The sequence below is a fragment of the Streptomyces sp. NPDC048514 genome, from assembly GCF_043199955.1.
Classification (GTDB): Bacteria; Actinomycetota; Actinomycetes; order Streptomycetales; family Streptomycetaceae; genus Streptomyces.
The window spans coordinates 39672-56523 of record NZ_JBICWT010000016.1 but is presented as its reverse complement, the minus strand read 5'-3'; the positions used below and the strand labels follow the sequence as shown (position 1 = coordinate 56523).

Below are 16852 nucleotides of genomic sequence, written 5' to 3'. Positions count from 1 at the left end.
GTGAGCGGGTCGGCTCACCTGTCGACTACCCCTTCTCTGCACCGTTGAGAGGGGGTTCCGCTCACCTGTCGAGGGAGGCGAACGCCTTCCTCAGCAGGACCGCCCGATCGGCCGCCGACGGCACCTGTTCCAGACCGAAGCCGAGCAGCACCGTGTCCTCCGTGGTGACCGCTCCGTACGTCTGGAACAGGGTCCCGGTGCGCGTCCAGTCCTTCAGGGCCGCCGGGCTGCCGGCGGGCGGGCCGGCCACCCTCCAGGCACCGAGGGACGTCTCGAATCCCTCGGTCTCCTTCGCCGCGCCGCCGACGACCAGCGAGGCGTCGTCGGCGAGGACACCGTGTCCCCCGCTGCCGGGGTCGGTGACGTAGCTGATCGAGACCTCGACCGACTTGCCGGCGTAGGGGTTCAGGTCGAAGGCGACCTGCTGCCACCCGGCGGAACTGCCGGTGAGGCTGTTCCAGGAGCCGGTGGTGCCGGTCGCGGTGCACTCGTTGCCCTTGAGGGTCAGATAGTGCTCGAGCCAGGGGTGCTCGCCGATCAGGAATCCGGCGCCGCACTCGGCCGGTACGGCCGTCTTCGTGGCGCCCGAGACCTCGGGCAGGGTCGTCCAGTCGTCGGCCCCCACGGTGTGCGCCTCCACCACCGCGTGGTCGTAGCCGGGTTCGGTGTCCCACAGCAGCCGGGTGCTCAGGGCCGGCTTGTCGGCGGCGCCGACGCCGGTGAGGTCGATCGTGCGGGTCAGTCGCTTGTAGGAGTCGTCGGTGTGTACGGCGGCGGCCATCGCGGATCCCGCGTACGGCCCGTAGGGGTTGACGGTCCCGGCGAACCGGCCCGCGCCGGCGCTCCTGAACTGCGGGTAGGTGGCCACCGGCAGTTCCTCGGAGGTGACGCCGTAGGTACCGGCCTTGTCCAGCGGGTTGCCGGGCGCGTCGCCGAGGGCGCCGGCGAAGCCGTCCAGCGCGCCGGAGCCGGTCAGCCCGGTGGCGCCCTTTGTCGACGTGCGGCTGTAGGCGCCCAGGTAGTACTGGCTGAAGTCGTTCGACGGGGTGCCGTCGCCGAGGTCGACGCTGCCGCCGGACAGTTCGCCGGCCTCGATCAGGCCGCCGCCCTCGTTGAGGTAGGCGCGCAGCTGGAGCTGGGTGGGGTTGGCCGGGCCCTTGGCGCCGGAGTAGTGCACGACCGTGCGGAAGTGCGCGAGCACGCCGAGCGCGTCCGGGGCGCCCTGGGTGGCCACGTCCCAGACGATCGCCCGGTGCCCGGCCGCCTTCAGCGCGTCCACGTACGTCTGCGCCTGCGTGGCGGCCGTGCCCTCCTCGGCGACCACGAGGGTGTCCGCCTTGGGCCGCTCGGCGACCGTGTAGGTGAAGTGGGCGCTGGAGACCTTCCTGCCGGCCTTCGTCTCGCCCGTGAACCACACCTCGACCTCGTCGCCCGGCTCGCCGTCCTGCACCCTGGCCCGGTATTCGTCGAAGTAGAGATCGTCCTCACCGCCGTAGACCCGGCCGCCGTTGAAGTGCCTGAGCGTCTGGTCGAGCGTACGGCCGCCGTTGACGCGGTACTTGAGCTCCTTGTCCCGGACCGCCTTGCGGACGACGACCGAGACCTCCTGGTCCGCGCCCCGCGAGTACGACGTGGTGAAGGCCGCCGGGGTGAAGTCGGCGGCGCTCAGGCCGACGGAGGAGACCGGCTTGTCCGGATGTACCGCGGTCTCCGCGACGGAGAGCGCGAACGGGACGTTCTTCTCGAACTCCTGCCGGATCAGCTTCTCGTCGTCGGGGAAGTTGAAGACCGACTGGCAGTCCCCGGCCTTCCAGGCGTCGTTCGGGTCGATGTCCGAGGCGGTCTGGCAGGTCGACATCTCGGGGGTGAACATCGCCATCCCGTTGACGTTCGACGCGTGGCCGTCCGCCTCGCCGTTGGTGGTGTACAGCTCGGAGGAGACCTGCGAGCGGTAGCCCGGGATCGCCGGGTTCCCAGGGGTGCCGGCGAGCGCCTTGTAGAGGACGTCGTCCGGGGTCGGGGTGGCCACCTGCCAGCCGACGCCGTAGAGGAGGAGTTCGGCTGCCGAGTGGTAGTTGATGCCGTAGGCGAAGCCGACGCGCTTCTCGAAGGCGTCCAGCGCCCTGGTCTCCGGCTCCGACGCGGGGCTCGCGCCGCGGTAGGTCTCGCTGGTGGGGTTGGGGGACGAACCCTCGTCGTCGTAACCCCACTTGTAGGCGAAGTTACGATTCAGGTCGACGCCGTCCCCGGTGCCGATGACGCCGTCGCCGTTGACGTCCCGGAGGTTCTTGCGCCACAGGCGGTTGCCCGGGTCCTGGAAGGTGTAGTCGTAGCCGTCCGGGTTGGCCGAGAGCACGAACCACAGCTCGGTCGAGTCGACGATCTTCTTGACCCGCCGGTCGGTCCCGTAGTGGTCCAGGTAGTAGTGGAGCAGCCGCCGGGTCATCTCCGGCGTGATCCACTCGCGCGCGTGCTGGTTGGACATGTACAGCACGGACGGCTTGGAACCGTCTTTGGACTTCTTCGCGTTACGGGTCAGCTTGAGCGCGAGGATGTCCTGGCCCTTGAGCGTCTTGCCGATGGACTCGACCTTGGTGAGGCCGGGGTTGTCCCGGGCCGTCCGCAGGATCTCCTCCCGGAGCCCGCCGCTTCCGCTGTACGGCCGGAACACGCCCTGGGCGGCGTCCTCGGCGCGTGCCTTCGCCTTCGCCGCGAGGGTGTGCTCGGTGAGGTCGACGCCCCGCTTTCGGAGGTTCGCCGCCTGCCGGTCGGTGAGGTAGACCTCGACCTCGGTCCTGCCGCCCCCCTTGACCTGCTCGCCGAGTTCACGGCTGTCCTGGCCGGCCTCGAGGAGCAGGGGTACCTGCTGTTTCGTGACGTCGGCACGGAAGACCTTGACCTCACCGGGGTCGGGCTTCGCCGGGTTTACGCTCTGTGCCTGGGCTACGGGTGCAAGGCTCGCTCCGCCGATCAGAAGCGCGCCGACAGCGAGGATCGATCTCGCTCTGTGTCGCATGAACCCCCCTAGCGGTGGTCCGCCACAGCGGCGAACAGGTTGCCAGGCTCATGTCACTTCTTGATCGAGTCAAGAGCGCCTCGCGGACAGGCAAACCAGGTTCGGCCGGACGGGGGGGGCCGGTGCCCGACGGCCCGAGTGGCCGTCGGCACCGGCGTGTCGACGTGGGACGGTCAGCCGGCCAGGTTGTCCGCCAGCTCCTCCGAGAGGTTGGCCTCCGTGCTGGGGATGCCCAGGTCCGAGGCGCGCTTGTCGGCCATCGCCAGCAGCCGGCGGATCCGGCCCGCGACCGCGTCCTTCGTCAGCGGCGGGTCGGCGAGCGCGCCCAGCTCCTCCAGCGAGGCCTGCTTGTGCTCCATGCGCAGCCGCCCGGCGGCGGCGAGGTGCTCGGGCACCTCCTCGCCCAGGATCTCCAGGGCCCGCTGCACCCGGGCACCTGCGGCCACGGCGGCGCGCGCCGAGCGGCGGAGGTTGGCGTCGTCGAAGTTGGCGAGCCGGTTGGCGGTGGCCCGCACCTCGCGCCGCATCCGGCGCTCCTCCCAGGCCAGCACGGACTCGTGCGCGCCGAGCCGGGTCAGCAGCGCGCCGATCGCGTCACCGTCACGGACGACCACCCGGTCCACACCGCGGACCTCGCGGGCCTTGGCGGCGATCGACAGCCGGCGGGCGGCACCGACCAGCGCCAGCGCCGCCTCGGGGCCCGGGCAGGTCACCTCCAGGGAGGAGGAACGGCCCGGCTCGGTCAGCGAACCGTGCGCCAGGAACGCCCCGCGCCAGGCCGCCTCCGCGTCACAGGTGGCCCCGGAGACCACCTGCGGGGGCAGCCCGCGGATCGGCCGTCCCCGGCCGTCCACCAGGCCCGTCTGGCGCGCCAGCTGGTCACCGCCCGCGACCACCCGCACGACGTACCGCGAGCCGCGGCGCAGGCCGCCGGGCGCCATCACGATCAGCTCGGAGCTGTGGCCGAAGATCTCCAGGATGTCCCGCTTGAGGCGGCGGGCGGCCATCGCGGTGTCCAGCTCCGCCTCGATCACGATGCGCCCGCTCACCAGGTGGAGGCCGCCGGCGAACCGCAGAATGGCGGAGACCTCCGCCTTCCTGCAGCAGGTCCGGGTGACGGGGAGCCGAGAGATCTCGTCCTTCACCGCTGCCGTCATCGCCATGGGCCGATCCTTCCATGCATCCGAAAAATACGGTCGTACGCGGCGGCCAACAGCTCCGGGTCGTGCCGGGGGCTTCCGTCGGTCCGGGCGACCGGCGCCAGCTCGACCGCGGCTCCCAGCCGCTTGGCGGCCTCGGTGAGCAAGTCGCGGTCGGGCACGGCGGCCTCGTCGGCCAGCACCACGTCCAGGGCGAGTTTAGGGGCGTGTCGCCCCAAAACCTCCAAATGACGTTGCGGGGAGAAGCCCTCGGTTTCTCCGGGCTGGGGAGCGAGGTTCAGGGAGAGGACCTTGCGGGCCTTCGTCTCGGTCAGTGCGTCCAGCAGATCCGGCACGAGAAGGTGCGGGATCACCGAGGAGAACCAGGAACCGGGCCCGAGCACCACCCAGTCCGCGTCCAGCACCGCGGCGACCGCCTCGGGGACGGCGGGCGGGTCGTTGGGCACGAGGTGCACCGACTGCACCTCGCCCGGTGTGAGCGCGACGGTCGCCTGACCGCGCACGGTGTCCACGTCGTCCGGGCGCTCCGGATCGTGCCCCTTGACCAGGGCCTGCAGCTCCAGCGGCACGGCGGACATGGGCAGCACGCGTCCGTGCGCACCGAGCAGCTTGCCCACCAGGTCCAGGGCCTGGACATGGTCGCCCAGCTGCTCCCACAGGGCGACGATCAGCACGTTTCCCACCGCGTGGTCGTGCAGGTCGCCCTTGGACTTGAAGCGGTGCTGGATGACCCGGGCCCAGGTCTGGCCCCAGTCGTCGTCGCCGCACAGCGCGGCCAGCGCCTTGCGCAGGTCGCCGGGCGGCAACACGCCCAGCTCGTCGCGCAGCCGGCCGCTGGAGCCGCCGTCGTCGGCCACGGTGACGACGGCGGTGAGGTCGCCGGTGATCCGGCGCAGCGCGGCGAGCGAGGCGGACAGCCCCATCCCGCCGCCGAGGGCGACGACCTTGGGCTGGGCGCCCCGGCGCCGGGCGCGCCCGCCGCGGGCCGCGGCGGGCCTGGCGGCGCCGCCCTCGGCCGCGGCGCGGCCCGCGCGCCCTTCCGGCACCACCCGGCGCAGCCTGCTCAGCCGCCGTGTACGGTCCGTCATTCCCGTCCCATGTCCCGGTGCACGACCACCGTCTCCACGCCCTCGGCCGCGAGGCGCGCGGCGAGCTTCTCCGACATCGCGACCGAGCGGTGCTTGCCGCCGGTACAGCCGATGGCGATGGTCACGTACCGCTTGCCCTCGCGGCGGTAGCCGGCGGCGATCAGCCGCAGCAGTTCGGCGTACCGGTCGAGGAACTCCTTCGCGCCGGGCTGGTTGAAGACGTAGGCCGCGACCTCCTCGTTGAGCCCGGTGTACGGACGCAGCTCGGGGACCCAGTGCGGGTTGGGCAGGAACCGCATGTCCGCCACGAGGTCGGCGTCGACCGGCAGGCCGTACTTGAAGCCGAAGGACATCACCGTGGCCCGCAGCTCGGGCTCCTCCTCACCGGCGAACTGGGCGTCCATCTTGGCCCGCAGCTCGTGCACGTTGAGGCTGGAGGTGTCGATCACCAGGTCGGCGTCCCCGCGCAGCTCGCGCAGCAGCTCGCGCTCCGCGGCGATACCGTCCACGATGCGGCCGTCGCCCTGCAGGGGGTGCGGACGGCGCACCGACTCGAAGCGGCGCACGAGCGCCTCGTCGGAGGACTCCAGGAAGACGATCCGCCGGGTGACGTTCTTCGCCTCCAGATCGGCCAGGGACTCGCGCAGGTTGTCGAAGAAGCGGCGGCCCCGCACGTCCACGACGACCGCGATGCGCGCCACATTGCCCTGGGAGCGGGCGCCCAGCTCCACCATGGTGGGGATGAGCGCGGGCGGGAGGTTGTCCACGACGAACCAGCCGAGGTCCTCCAGACACTTGGCGGCCGTCGACCGGCCCGCTCCGGACATCCCGGAGATGATCACCAGCTCCGGGATGGCCGCTTCCGGGACCCCGGCTGTGTCGCTGCCCGTACTCACCTGTGCTCCGTCGTCCTGGCCCGTGTCCTGGCCGGCGTCGTGGCCCGCGCCGTGGACGGCGTCGTGGCCCGTGTCCCGGCCGGTGTCCTGGCCCGTGTCCCGGCCGGCGTCCTGGCCTGCGTCGTGCCGTAGGACGTCGTCGCCCGGGTCGCCGTGCGTCTGATCTCGCCGCGCTGTGGGCTGTGCGTCGTGCTCGCTCATGTCTCCTGCCCCCGTCGTTCGTCCGGGTGGCCCGCGGTCACGGGCTCCCCCGAGGAACCCCCCGTCGTATCGGGTTCCTCGTCCTCAATGATCTCTCCGGTCGCCGTGTTCACGGCGGGTGCGGCCGGGGCCGCCTGGGCGAGGGCCACGGCGATCGTCTCGGCCGTCTTCCGGCCTATCCCGGGCACTTCCTGGATCTGCTCGATTGTGGCGGACCGCAGCCTCTTCACCGAACCGAAATGCTTGATGAGCGCCTGTTTGCGGGTCTCACCGAGACCGGGGACGTCGTCCAGCGGGCCGGACCGGAAGCGCTTGGCCCGCTTGGTGCGCTGGTAGGTGATGGCGAAGCGGTGGGCCTCGTCACGGACGCGCTGGAGCAGATAGAGACCCTCGCTGGTGCGCGGCAGGACCACCGGGTCGTCCTCGCCGGGTACCCAGACCTCCTCCAGGCGCTTGGCGAGACCGCAGACGGCGATGTCGTCGATGCCCAGCTCGTCCAGGGCACGCTGGGCCGCCGCGACCTGCGGCTGACCGCCGTCGACGACCACGAGCTGAGGCGGGTAGGCGAACTTCTTGGGCCGGCCGTCCTCGTCCTTGAGAGCACCGGAGCTCCCGTCCTCTCCGGGACTGTCGAGGGTTACGTCCTCCTCGAGGCTGCCGGTGGCCCCCTCCCCCGTAGGCGCCCCGGTGAAGCCGTCCGTGCCGTCGACCCGGTGCGTCCCGGTGTCGTCCTGCCCGTCGGTGAGCACCTGACCGCCGGTGGCCGCCAAGCCGCCGGTGATCGCTTGGTCGCCGGTGACCGCTTGGCCGCCGGTGGCGGTGGCCGCTTGGTCGCCGATGACCGCTTGGCCGCCGGTGGCGGTGGCCGCTTGGTCGCCGGTGACCGCTTGGCCGCCGGCGGCGATGGCCGCTTGGTCGCCGGTGGCGGGGCCGTCGACGGCGGTGAGGCCGTTCTCCGCGTCCGCCCCCTCGGCCCACTCCCCCGTCTTCTGCTTCTCCGCGAGGTAACGCTTGAAGCGGCGGGTGATCACCTCGTGCATGGAGCGGACGTCGTCCTGCCCGGCGAACCCCTTGATCTGGAAGCGCCGGTACTCGCTCTTGCGCTGCAGGCCGTCCTCGAAGACCACCATGGAGGCGACCACGTCGTCCCCCTGGAGGTGCGAGATGTCGTAGCACTCGATGCGCAGCGGAGCGCTGTCCAGGTCGAGCGCCTCGGCGATCTCCTCCAGCGCGCGTGACCGCGTGGTCAGGTCGGAGGCGCGCTTGGTCTTGTGCAGCACCAGGGCCTGCTGGGCGTTGCGCTGCACGGTCTCCATGAGCGCCTTCTTGTCGCCCCGCTGCGGAATGCGCAGCGAGACGATCGACCCACGGCGGCCGGTCAGCCACTCCTGGACCGGCTCGACCGGCTCGGGGAGCGCCGGGACCAGGACCTCCTTCGGCACCGCGTCCCCGCTCTCCTCGCCGTACAACTGCTGCAGGGCGTGCTCGACCAGGGCGCCCGTAGTGACCTCCTCGACCTTGTCGGTCACCCAGCCGCGCTGGCCGCGCACCCGGCCGCCGCGCACGTGGAAGATCTGCACGGCCGCCTCCAGCTCGTCCTCGGCGACGGCGATGAGGTCGGCGTCCGTGGCGTCGGCGAGGACGACCGCGTTCTTCTCCATGGCCTTCTTCAGGGCCTCGATGTCGTCGCGCAGGCGGGCGGCCCGTTCGTACTCCATCTCCTCGGCCGCCTCCACCATCTGCTTCTCCAGACGGCGGAGGTAGGTGCCGGTCCGGCCGGCCATGAAGTCGCAGAACTCGTCGGCCAGCTCCCAGTGGTCCTCCGGGGTGATCCGGCCGACGCAGGGGGCGGAGCACTTGCCGATGTAGCCGAGCAGGCAGGGGCGGCCGGTGCGGGCTGCGTTCTTGAAGACGCCGGCCGAGCACGTGCGCACCGGGAAGACGCGCAGCAGCAGATCGACGGTGTCCCGGATGGCCCACGCATGCGCGTACGGACCGAAGTACCGGACGCCCTTCTTCTTGTGACCGCGCATCACCTGTACGCGCGGGAACTCGTCGTTCATCGTCACCGCGAGATACGGGTAGCTCTTGTCGTCGCGGTACTTGACGTTGAACCGGGGGTCGTATTCCTTGATCCAGGAGTACTCCAGCTGCAGCGCTTCGACCTCCGTGGACACCACGGTCCACTCCACGGACGCGGCGGTGGTCACCATCGTCCGGGTGCGCGGGTGCAGGCCCGACAGGTCCTGGAAGTAGTTCGCCAGGCGCTGGCGGAGGCTCTTCGCCTTTCCGACGTAGATCACCCGGCGGTGCTCGTCACGGAACCTGTACACCCCGGGAGAGTCCGGGATCTCACCCGGCCTGGGGCGGTAGCTGGAGGGATCGGCCATGTCTCACACCCTACTGGCGAGCACCGACAGCGCGTCGGGCCTGTGGACAACGCCCACACCCGTACGGCCCCCGCACCGGCACGTCGGGCCGTGGACGGTGTGCGCTCCGTCACCCGCCGGGGCCACGGTACGGGCCGCGACCGGTCCGTTCGGAGCGCGACCGGTCCGTTCTGGCCGCGACCGGTCCCTTCGGGCCGAGCCCGAGCCCGAGCCCCGCCTCGGCCGCCGTCCGCTCACCGTCCGCCCCTGCGACCACCCTCCGGCCGCCACCCGCCCGACATCCGACATCGTTCGACGCGGCCTCGGCACAGCCTCCTGGACGCAGCCCTCGGGTGACCGCACCGCCCTCGTCATCCGCGTACCCGAGGGCACGGTCCGGCCAGGAGTGCGCTGCGGCCGAGTCACAGGTGTTGTCGGGGTCTGGTCAACACGCTTCAATGCACGGGAACTCGGGGCCGTGCACACACACGCGGACGGGTTCGGTGTGCGCAGCCACGAGCGTCCACAGCGCCCACGGGGGTGGCCCCGCACACTCGCGCAGACGGTCTGACCAGCCGTAGTGACACCTCACAGAAGGGCCCCTCGGCATGCGGCATGCCACAGAGCACGCGGACCTCCCCACCGCGGAACTCAGCACCGCCCTGCGGGGCGGCCCCTTCCACGTGGCGCTGCGCGCCGCGATCGCCGCCCGTGGGCTGCCGCTCCAGCGCGTCCAGCACCATCTGTCGCGGCACGGGGTCAAAGTCGGCGTGACGAGCCTGAGTTACTGGCAGCAGGGTGCCCGCCGCCCACAGCGCCCGGAGTCGCTGCGCGCCGTGCGGGCACTGGAGGAGATACTCCAGCTGCCGGACGAGTCGCTGATCCGGCTGCTCGCCGAGGCCGACGAGCAGCCGGCGGCCGACCGCCCGGCGGGCCGCTCCTACCGCACCCTGGTCGCGGCCTCCGACATCCTGGACCGGCTCCGGGCCGAACTGGACTGCTCCCCGGACGACGGCCTGCACACCCTGGGCCACCACGAGCGCGTCCGGATCGGCGCCCGGCGCGAGCTGGCGGGCCGCGAAGCCCACCACATCGTGCGGGCCCACCGCGACGGCGTCGACCGCTTCGTCGCCGTGCACCACGGCGACCCCGGCAGCAGCCCGGTGGACATGCGGGTACGGGCGCTGGAGAACTGCCGCACGGGCCGTGTCCGCTGGGACCAGGACTCCGGCGTACTGGTGACCGAGCTGCTCTTCGGCACCCGGCTCCGCTCCGGTGACACCTTCCTCTTCCGGTACGGCATCGACGACGGGACTGCCGGGGCCTCCCGCGAGTACCTGCACCGTTTCGGCCTTCCCGGCGGGCAGTACGCCCTTCAGGTGTGCTTCGACGCGGCCGCGCTGCCGGCCCGCTGCCACCGCTTCGCCCAGCAGTCGCCGGCGGCCCCCCGCAGTGGCCGGCGGGAACTGCCCGTCACGGAGCCGCACCACTGCGCCCACGTGGTCGAGCCGCGCATCCGGCCCGGCATCGTGGGCATCGCCTGGGACTGGGAGTGAGCAGGTCTTTCCCACCTGCCGCTCAGGCGGGTCCTTCCCGGCTGCCGCTCAGAGCGCGTCCTTCCCGGCTGCCGCTCAAGGGTGGAGCGGCCACGGCCGGGGCCCGTGCCGTCACCGGCTCAGGTGGCCGGACCGGCGACGATCCTGCCGTTCGCGGCCTTCACCGACAGCACGGTCAAGGGCTCGGTGGCCGGCGCCTGGACCACCTTGCCCGTCACGGCGTCGAACTGGCTTCCGTGGCAGGGACAGACCAGCGTCGTGCCCTGCAGCTTGTTGATCGGGCAGCCCGCGTGCGTGCAGATCGTGCTGTACGCCTTCAGGGTGCCGTCCTCGGCACGGCTGACCACCACGTTGTGGTCCCGGTAGAGCTTGGCGCCGCCCTTCGGCACCTCCTTCTCCGCACCGAGGTCGACCGGTGCGGTCGGGGTGGCCGAGGCGCCACCGTCCGGAGCCGCGCACGCGGCCAGGCCGAGCCCGGCGACCGGCACCACGGCGGCCCCTCGGAGAACTGTGCGGCGGCTGGTGGACGGTCGGGCGGGCATCTGAGACTCCACAGGTCAAGGGGTATGCAGGGCGACGATACCCGGGCAGATGGGGCCGGGTCGGTCCGGGGCGGGACGGGACGTGTGGAGCTGAGGGGCGAGGACTGAGAGGGCGAGGGCTCAGGGGTCCAGGGGGCGAGGGCCGAGGGGGCGAGGGCCCAGGGGTCCAGGGGTTGATCTGGAGTTCGGGGCGGCCGGAGGTGAACGCGGGCCGAGGGGCCGACCCGCGGGGCCCCCTCGCAGGGGCAGCCCGCGGGGCCCCCTCGCAGGGGCAGGGCGACTCTTGGTGGGCGACTCTTGGCGGGCGACTCTCCGGAGGCGCTCCGTCGGGGCCAGCACTGCGCGTCAGTCTCGCAGACTGCGCACGTCAACGTTCGCGTAAGCGTTTACGCGCGAGCGGCCGATGAGATAGCTTCCCCGCCGGGAGCCTGCCGGCAGCCCACGGAACCGCTCGGCCGACCGCGCGCGCCCGCCCGCAGGCCCGAGTAGCCCGTAGGCCGAAACAGCACGGCCCAGCCCGACCCGGAGGGGAGCACCATGCCCACCATGGCGGACGTCGCCCGCTGCGCCGGGGTATCGGTGGCGACCGTCTCCCACGTGCTCAACGGCACGCGCCCCGTGCTGCCGCACACCCGCCAGGCCGTGCTGAACGCGGTCGACACCCTCGGCTACACGCCCAACACCCTGGCCCGCTCCCTGGTGACCTCCCGATCTGGTCGGCTATCTGCGGCGAGCACGTTCGTGCACCGCACCTCGTGCGGGTGCCCGGAGGAAGGCGCCGGGACCGAACCGACCGGGCCGGCCGCACCATCAGCACTGTCCGAGAAGGGAACCGTCTCGTGATCGTCGTCGCCGGTGAGGCACTGATCGACCTGGTACCGCAGGGGCCCGGCGCCCTGGCGGACCTGAAGCCGGCGCTCGGCGGCGGCCCGTACAACACCGCGGTGGCCCTGGGCCGGCTCGGCTCCCGCACCGCGTTCTGCTCCCGGACGTCCTCCGACGCCTTCGGCGAGGCCCTGCTCGACGGGCTGCGGCGGGCCGGGGTCGATGTGTCGGAGGTGGCGCGCGGACCGGAGCCGACGACCCTTGCGGTGGCCACGATCGACCCGGGTGGTTCGGCCGCGTATTCCTTCTACGTGGACGGCACCGCCGACCGCCTGTTCACCGCCCCGGCCGCGCTTCCCGCCGGCACCCGCGCGGTGTCCTTCGGTACCTGCTCGCTCGTCCTGGAACCGGGGGCGAGCGCATATGAGGAACTGATGCGCACGGCGGCCGGGCAGGGGCTGTTCACCGCGCTGGACCCCAATGTCCGGGAAGGGCTGATCCCGGATCCGGACGCCTACAGGGCGCGTTTCAAGAGCTGGCTGCCCTCGGTCACCCTGCTGAAGCTCTCCGCCGAGGACGCCGGGTGGCTGGGCGGCACTCCCGGCGAGTGGCTGGCGGCGGGCCCGTCGGCCGTCGTGGTCACCCGGGGCGGCGAGGGACTGACCGTGTTCACCCGGGACGGCGGGGAGCTTTCCGTGCCGGGTGCGAAGGTCGACGTGGTGGACACCATCGGCGCCGGTGACACGGTGAACGCGGCCTTGCTGCACGGTCTGTCCGTCCAGGACGCGCTGTCTCCGCAGGCGCTTGCCGCCCTCGGGACGGAGGGCTGGGCGCGGTTGCTGCGGTTCGCGGCACGCGCGGCGGCGATCACCTGCGCGCGGGCGGGGGCCGAGCCGCCGTACGCGGCCGAGTTGGGTGAATGGTGAGCGGTCCGACTTCCCTGTGGTCTTGTCAAGGTGCGGCCGGTCGAGCGGTCGGGGCTGCGGGACCGCCGGGCCGGGCTGGCTGATGGTTGAACGAGCGGCGCCCCGCGGACAGTTCCCGCGGGGCGCCGATTCTTTGATGTTGTGTCAGGCACGGGCTTCGTCGGTGTCCGGCGCAGCCCGTGCCTGGTGACCACCGGCGGCCGGTGGCTCTGCCGTGCCGGTGGGTCTGCCGGTGCCGGTAGGTCTGCTGGTGCCGGTAGGTCTGCCGGCGCCGGTAGGTCTGCCGGCGGCCGGACGCGCCTCAGGCCTTGCGGGCCCGCGTCGTCTTCTTCGCGGGCGTCGCCTTCTTCGTGGCCGCGGCGGCCTTCTTCGTCGCCGTGTTGTCGGCCTTGGCCGTCACCGTCTTCTTCGCCGCCGACCTGGCAGCGGCCGTCTTCCCGGCCGTCCTGGCGCGCGGGGCCTTCACGGGCTCCGCGTCGCTGATGCGGTCGGCGCCGAGGACCTCGCGCAGGAACTTTCCGGTGTGGCTCGTCGGGACTCCGGCCACCTCCTCGGGGGTGCCCTCGGCGACCACCAGGCCGCCGCCGGCGCCACCCTCGGGGCCCATGTCCACGATCCAGTCGGCGGTCTTGATCACGTCGAGGTTGTGCTCGATGACGATGACCGTGTTGCCCTTGTCGACCAGGCCGCCGAGGACCGTCAGCAGCTTGCTGATGTCCTCGAAGTGCAGACCGGTGGTCGGCTCGTCCAGGACGTAGACCGTGCGTCCGGTGGATCGCTTCTGCAGCTCGCTGGCGAGCTTCACCCGCTGTGCCTCGCCGCCGGACAAGGTGGTCGCGGACTGGCCGAGGCGGACATAGCCGAGTCCGACGTCCTTGAGCGTCCGAAGGTGCCGGGAGATGGCCGGGACGGCCTCGAAGAAGTCGGTGGCCTCCTCGATCGGCATGTTCAGCACATCGGCGATGGACTTGCCCTTGTAGTGGACCTCCAGGGTTTCCCGGTTGTACCGGGCACCGTGGCAGACCTCGCACGGGACGTAGACGTCCGGGAGGAAGTTCATCTCGATCTTGATCGTGCCGTCGCCCGCGCAGTTCTCGCAGCGGCCGCCCTTGACGTTGAAGGAGAAGCGGCCGGGCAGGTAGCCGCGGACCTTCGCCTCGGTGGTCTCGGCGAACAGCTTGCGGACGTGGTCGAAGACACCCGTGTACGTCGCCGGGTTGGACCGCGGGGTGCGGCCGATCGGCGACTGGTCGACGTGCACGACCTTGTCGACCAGGTCGTCGCCGTCCACGCGCGTGTGGCGTCCGGGAACGCTGCGCGCGCCGTTCAGCTCGCGCGCCAGGTGCGTGTAGAGGATGTCGTTGACCAGCGTCGACTTGCCGGATCCGGACACTCCCGTGACGGCCGTGAACACGCCCAGGGGGAAGGACACGTCGATGTCCTGCAGGTTGTTCTCACGAGCGCCGTGCACGGTGAGCCGCCGGGACGGGTCGTGGGGCCGGCGCACGTCCGGGAGCGGGATCGCCTTGCGGCCCGAGAGGTAGGCACCGGTCTGCGACTCGGGGTTGGCGAGCAGCTCCTTCAGGGAGCCGCTGTGCACGACCTTGCCGCCGTGCTCGCCGGCGCCGGGGCCGATGTCGACGACCCAGTCGGCGACCTTGATGGTGTCCTCGTCGTGCTCCACGACGATGAGCGTGTTGCCCATGTCGCGCAGCCGGACCAGGGTCTCGATCAGCCGGTGGTTGTCCCGCTGGTGCAGGCCGATGGACGGCTCGTCCAGCACGTACAGGACGCCGACGAGGCCGGAGCCGATCTGCGTGGCCAGGCGGATGCGCTGGGCCTCGCCGCCGGAGAGGGTACCGGCCGCGCGGTTCAGCGAGAGGTAGTCCAGGCCGACGTCGACCAGGAAGCGCAGCCGCTCGTTGACCTCCTTCAGCACTCGCTCGGCGATCTTCTTGTCGCGGGCGTTCAGCTTCAGCTTGCCCAGGAAGTCCGCGCAGTCGCTGATCGACATGGCGGAGACCTCGGCGATGGACTTCTCCATGATCGTGACCGCGAGGACGATCGGCTTCAGGCGCGTGCCCTCGCAGGAGGGGCAGGGCACCTCGCGCATGTAGCCCTCGAAGCGCTCGCGGCTGGCGTCGCTCTCGGCCTCGCTGTGGCGGCGCTTGACGAACGGCACAGCGCCCTCGAAAGGCGTGGTGTACACCCGCTCGCGGCCGTAGCGGTTGCGGTACCGCACCTCGATCTGGGTCTTGTGGCCGTGCAGCAGTGCCTTCTTGGCGCGCTGCGGCAGGCCCGCGAAGGGGATGTCCGTGCGGAAGCCGAGCGCGTCGGCGAGGGCACCGATCAGGCGGCCGAAGTAGTCCTTGGTGTGCCCGTGCGACCAGGGGTGGATGGCGCCCTCGTCCAGGGACTTGTCCGGGTCCGGGACGATCAGCTCCGGGTCGACCTCCATGCGCGTGCCGATGCCGGTGCACTCGGGGCAGGCGCCGAAGGGCGAGTTGAAGGAGAAGGAGCGGGGCTCAAGCTCCTCGAAGGAGAGGTCGTCGTACGGGCAGTAAAGGTGTTCCGAGTACATGCGCTCGCGCTCGGGGTCGTCCTCGGCGAGGTCCACGAAGTCGAGCACGACCATGCCGCCGGACAGGCCGAGGGCGGTCTCCACGGAGTCGGTGAGGCGGCGCTTGGCGGAGTCCTTCACCGTGAGGCGGTCCACGACCACCTCGATGGTGTGCTTCTCCTGCTTCTTCAGCGTCGGCGGCTCGGAGAGCTGGACGGTCTGCCCGTCCACACGCGCGCGGGAGTAGCCCTTGGTCTGCAGGTCGGCGAAGAGGTCGACGAACTCACCCTTGCGCTCGCGCACCAGCGGCGAGAGCACCTGGAAACGGCTCCCCTCCGGCAGTTCCAGGACCCTGTCGACGATGGCCTGCGGCGACTGGCGCGTGATCGGGCGCCGGCACTCGGGGCAGTGCGGCTTGCCGACGCGCGCGAAGAGCAGGCGCAGGTAGTCGTAGACCTCGGTGATGGTGCCGACGGTCGAGCGCGGGTTGCGCGAGGTCGACTTCTGGTCGATGGAGACCGCCGGGGACAGGCCCTCGATGAAGTCGACGTCCGGCTTGTCCATCTGGCCGAGGAACTGCCGGGCGTACGAGGAGAGTGACTCCACGTAGCGGCGCTGGCCCTCGGCGAAGATCGTGTCGAAGGCCAGGGAGGACTTGCCCGACCCGGACAGGCCCGTGAAGACGATGAGCGAGTCACGAGGCAGGTCGAGCGAGACATTCTTGAGATTGTGCTCGCGCGCGCCACGGACGATGAGACGGTCGGCCACGCCGGTCCGCACCTTTCTTGAGAGAAGTGACAGGGGCGGGGCCCCCGCGCTTCTTCACACTAGGGGGAGCCACTGACAACGCCGGTCGGATTGCCCGGTCGCATAACAACTTCAGGCCATCAAGCATGCCCGACGCCGCTCTCGACGGTATAGCACGCGCATTCGATTTGCGGATGAGGTTCACCACCTTCACCCGAAGGTGTGGCCCGGCTAGGGTCAGCACCATGATTGATCACGCTCATGACCTGGCATGTGTACGTGAAGCGACCGAAGGGCTCCTGACCGCAGTCGCCGAAATGGACAACGTCTCGCTCGCCGAGCCGTCACGGCTGCCCGGCTGGAGCCGGGGGCATGTCCTCGCCCACCTCGCCCGGAACGCGGACGCTCTGGTGAACGTCCTGCAGGGCCGTCCCATGTACGCGAGCGCCGAGGGCCGTGACGCGGACATCGAGCGCGACGCCCCGCGCCCGCTCGACGTGCAGCTCGCCGATCTGCGGGAGAGCGCCGCCCGCTTCAGGGCGGTGGGGGACGCTCCGGCGGACTGGGCGCGCACGGTGGAGCTGCGCAACGGAGTCACCGACTCCGCGTCCCGGGTGCCGTTCCGGCGCTGGGCCGAGGTGGAGCTGCATCACGTGGACCTCGGGATCGGATACGAGCTGGAGGATCTCCCGGAGGAGTTCACGCGGCGGGAGACGGACTTCCTCGCACGGCGGTTCTCCGGGCATGCCGGCGTTCCGGCGACCCTCGTCACGGACGGCACGCACACGTGGCGCACGGGCCGCACGGCGGACGAACCCGAGGTGACGGTCAGCGGCCGGCCCGCCGAACTGGTGGGGTGGCTCGCCGGGCGCCGCGACGGTGCGGCCCTGGACGTGCGCGGCGGCGCGCTTCCGAAGCTGCCGGCGCTGTGACGCGACGGCGTCGCGCCGCCCTGGCCGGACGGCG

Annotated in this window: 10 protein-coding genes and 1 pseudogene; 4 read left to right on the top strand and 7 right to left on the bottom strand. The window is 71.5% G+C overall.

Annotation, left to right across the window (positions count from 1 at the left end; all coding sequences use genetic code 11):
* Positions 1-61 precede the first annotated feature (61 nt).
* From ACGFT2_RS31155 to uvrC, 5 genes are all read right to left on the bottom strand, one after another.
* Entirely contained in the window at positions 62-3016 is a 2955-nt protein-coding gene (locus ACGFT2_RS31155) for a M14 family zinc carboxypeptidase (RefSeq protein WP_393284757.1), read from the bottom strand.
* Between the two features lie 173 nt (positions 3017-3189).
* Positions 3190-4179: a DNA-binding protein WhiA gene (whiA, locus tag ACGFT2_RS31150; RefSeq protein WP_030809753.1), complete on the bottom strand. Its 990-nt coding sequence runs from the start codon at positions 4177-4179 to the stop codon at positions 3190-3192.
* On the bottom strand, positions 4170-5264 hold the full coding sequence (gene yvcK / locus ACGFT2_RS31145) for a uridine diphosphate-N-acetylglucosamine-binding protein YvcK (protein ID WP_393284754.1): 1095 nt from the start codon (positions 5262-5264) through the stop codon (positions 4170-4172). Before yvcK ends, whiA begins: the two co-directional genes overlap by 10 nt.
* Complete coding sequence (gene rapZ, locus ACGFT2_RS31140) at positions 5261-6361, bottom strand: RNase adapter RapZ (protein WP_393284752.1); 1101 nt, start codon at positions 6359-6361, stop codon at positions 5261-5263. The genes yvcK and rapZ overlap by 4 nt, the downstream gene beginning before the upstream one ends.
* The gene (gene uvrC, locus ACGFT2_RS31135; protein ID WP_393284749.1) at positions 6358-8751 is read right to left on the bottom strand and encodes an excinuclease ABC subunit UvrC; all 2394 of its coding nucleotides are present in this window, start codon (positions 8749-8751) and stop codon (positions 6358-6360) included. The genes rapZ and uvrC overlap by 4 nt, the downstream gene beginning before the upstream one ends.
* Positions 8752-9338: 587 nt before the next feature.
* On the opposite strand from uvrC, the gene ACGFT2_RS31130 reads away from it, so the two are divergent.
* On the top strand, positions 9339-10286 hold the full coding sequence (locus ACGFT2_RS31130) for a hypothetical protein (RefSeq protein ID WP_393284747.1): 948 nt from the start codon (positions 9339-9341) through the stop codon (positions 10284-10286).
* 119 nt (positions 10287-10405) lie between these two features.
* Here ACGFT2_RS31130 and ACGFT2_RS31125 read toward each other — a convergent pair whose 3' ends face one another.
* Positions 10406-10828, bottom strand: a complete 423-nt coding sequence (locus tag ACGFT2_RS31125) for a Rieske (2Fe-2S) protein (protein WP_393284744.1) — start codon at positions 10826-10828, stop codon at positions 10406-10408.
* Positions 10829-11365: 537 nt separating this feature from the next.
* Between ACGFT2_RS31125 and ACGFT2_RS31120 the strand changes: the two are divergent.
* Together ACGFT2_RS31120 and ACGFT2_RS31115 are read left to right on the top strand one after the other, a co-directional pair.
* A pseudogene (locus tag ACGFT2_RS31120) lies at positions 11366-11560 on the top strand (LacI family DNA-binding transcriptional regulator); the annotation flags it as partial.
* Positions 11561-11667: 107 nt separating this feature from the next.
* Positions 11668-12579: a carbohydrate kinase gene (locus ACGFT2_RS31115; RefSeq protein WP_393284741.1), complete on the top strand. Its 912-nt coding sequence runs from the start codon at positions 11668-11670 to the stop codon at positions 12577-12579.
* A gap of 301 nt (positions 12580-12880) precedes the next feature.
* On the opposite strand, the gene uvrA is transcribed toward ACGFT2_RS31115, so the two are convergent.
* On the bottom strand, positions 12881-15907 hold the full coding sequence (gene uvrA / locus ACGFT2_RS31110; protein ID WP_393284738.1) for an excinuclease ABC subunit UvrA: 3027 nt from the start codon (positions 15905-15907) through the stop codon (positions 12881-12883).
* A 224-nt stretch (positions 15908-16131) separates the two neighbouring features.
* Between uvrA and ACGFT2_RS31105 the strand changes: the two genes are divergently transcribed.
* Positions 16132-16818 (top strand): maleylpyruvate isomerase family mycothiol-dependent enzyme, encoded by a 687-nt coding sequence (locus ACGFT2_RS31105; RefSeq protein ID WP_393284736.1) that lies wholly within the window; start codon positions 16132-16134, stop codon positions 16816-16818.
* Positions 16819-16852: the final 34 nt, after the last annotated feature.

Coding starts and splice junctions, on each gene's coding strand:
- ACGFT2_RS31155 (WP_393284757.1), bottom strand. CDS start 3,016: ATGCGACACAGAGCGAGATCGATCCTCGCTGTCGGCGCGCTTCTGATC.
- whiA (WP_030809753.1), bottom strand. CDS start 4,179: ATGGCGATGACGGCAGCGGTGAAGGACGAGATCTCTCGGCTCCCCGTC.
- rapZ (WP_393284752.1), bottom strand. CDS start 6,361: ATGAGCGAGCACGACGCACAGCCCACAGCGCGGCGAGATCAGACGCAC.
- uvrC (WP_393284749.1), bottom strand. CDS start 8,751: ATGGCCGATCCCTCCAGCTACCGCCCCAGGCCGGGTGAGATCCCGGAC.
- ACGFT2_RS31130 (WP_393284747.1), top strand. CDS start 9,339: ATGCGGCATGCCACAGAGCACGCGGACCTCCCCACCGCGGAACTCAGC.
- ACGFT2_RS31125 (WP_393284744.1), bottom strand. CDS start 10,828: ATGCCCGCCCGACCGTCCACCAGCCGCCGCACAGTTCTCCGAGGGGCC.
- ACGFT2_RS31105 (WP_393284736.1), top strand. CDS start 16,132: ATGATTGATCACGCTCATGACCTGGCATGTGTACGTGAAGCGACCGAA.
- yvcK (WP_393284754.1), bottom strand. CDS start 5,264: ATGACGGACCGTACACGGCGGCTGAGCAGGCTGCGCCGGGTGGTGCCG.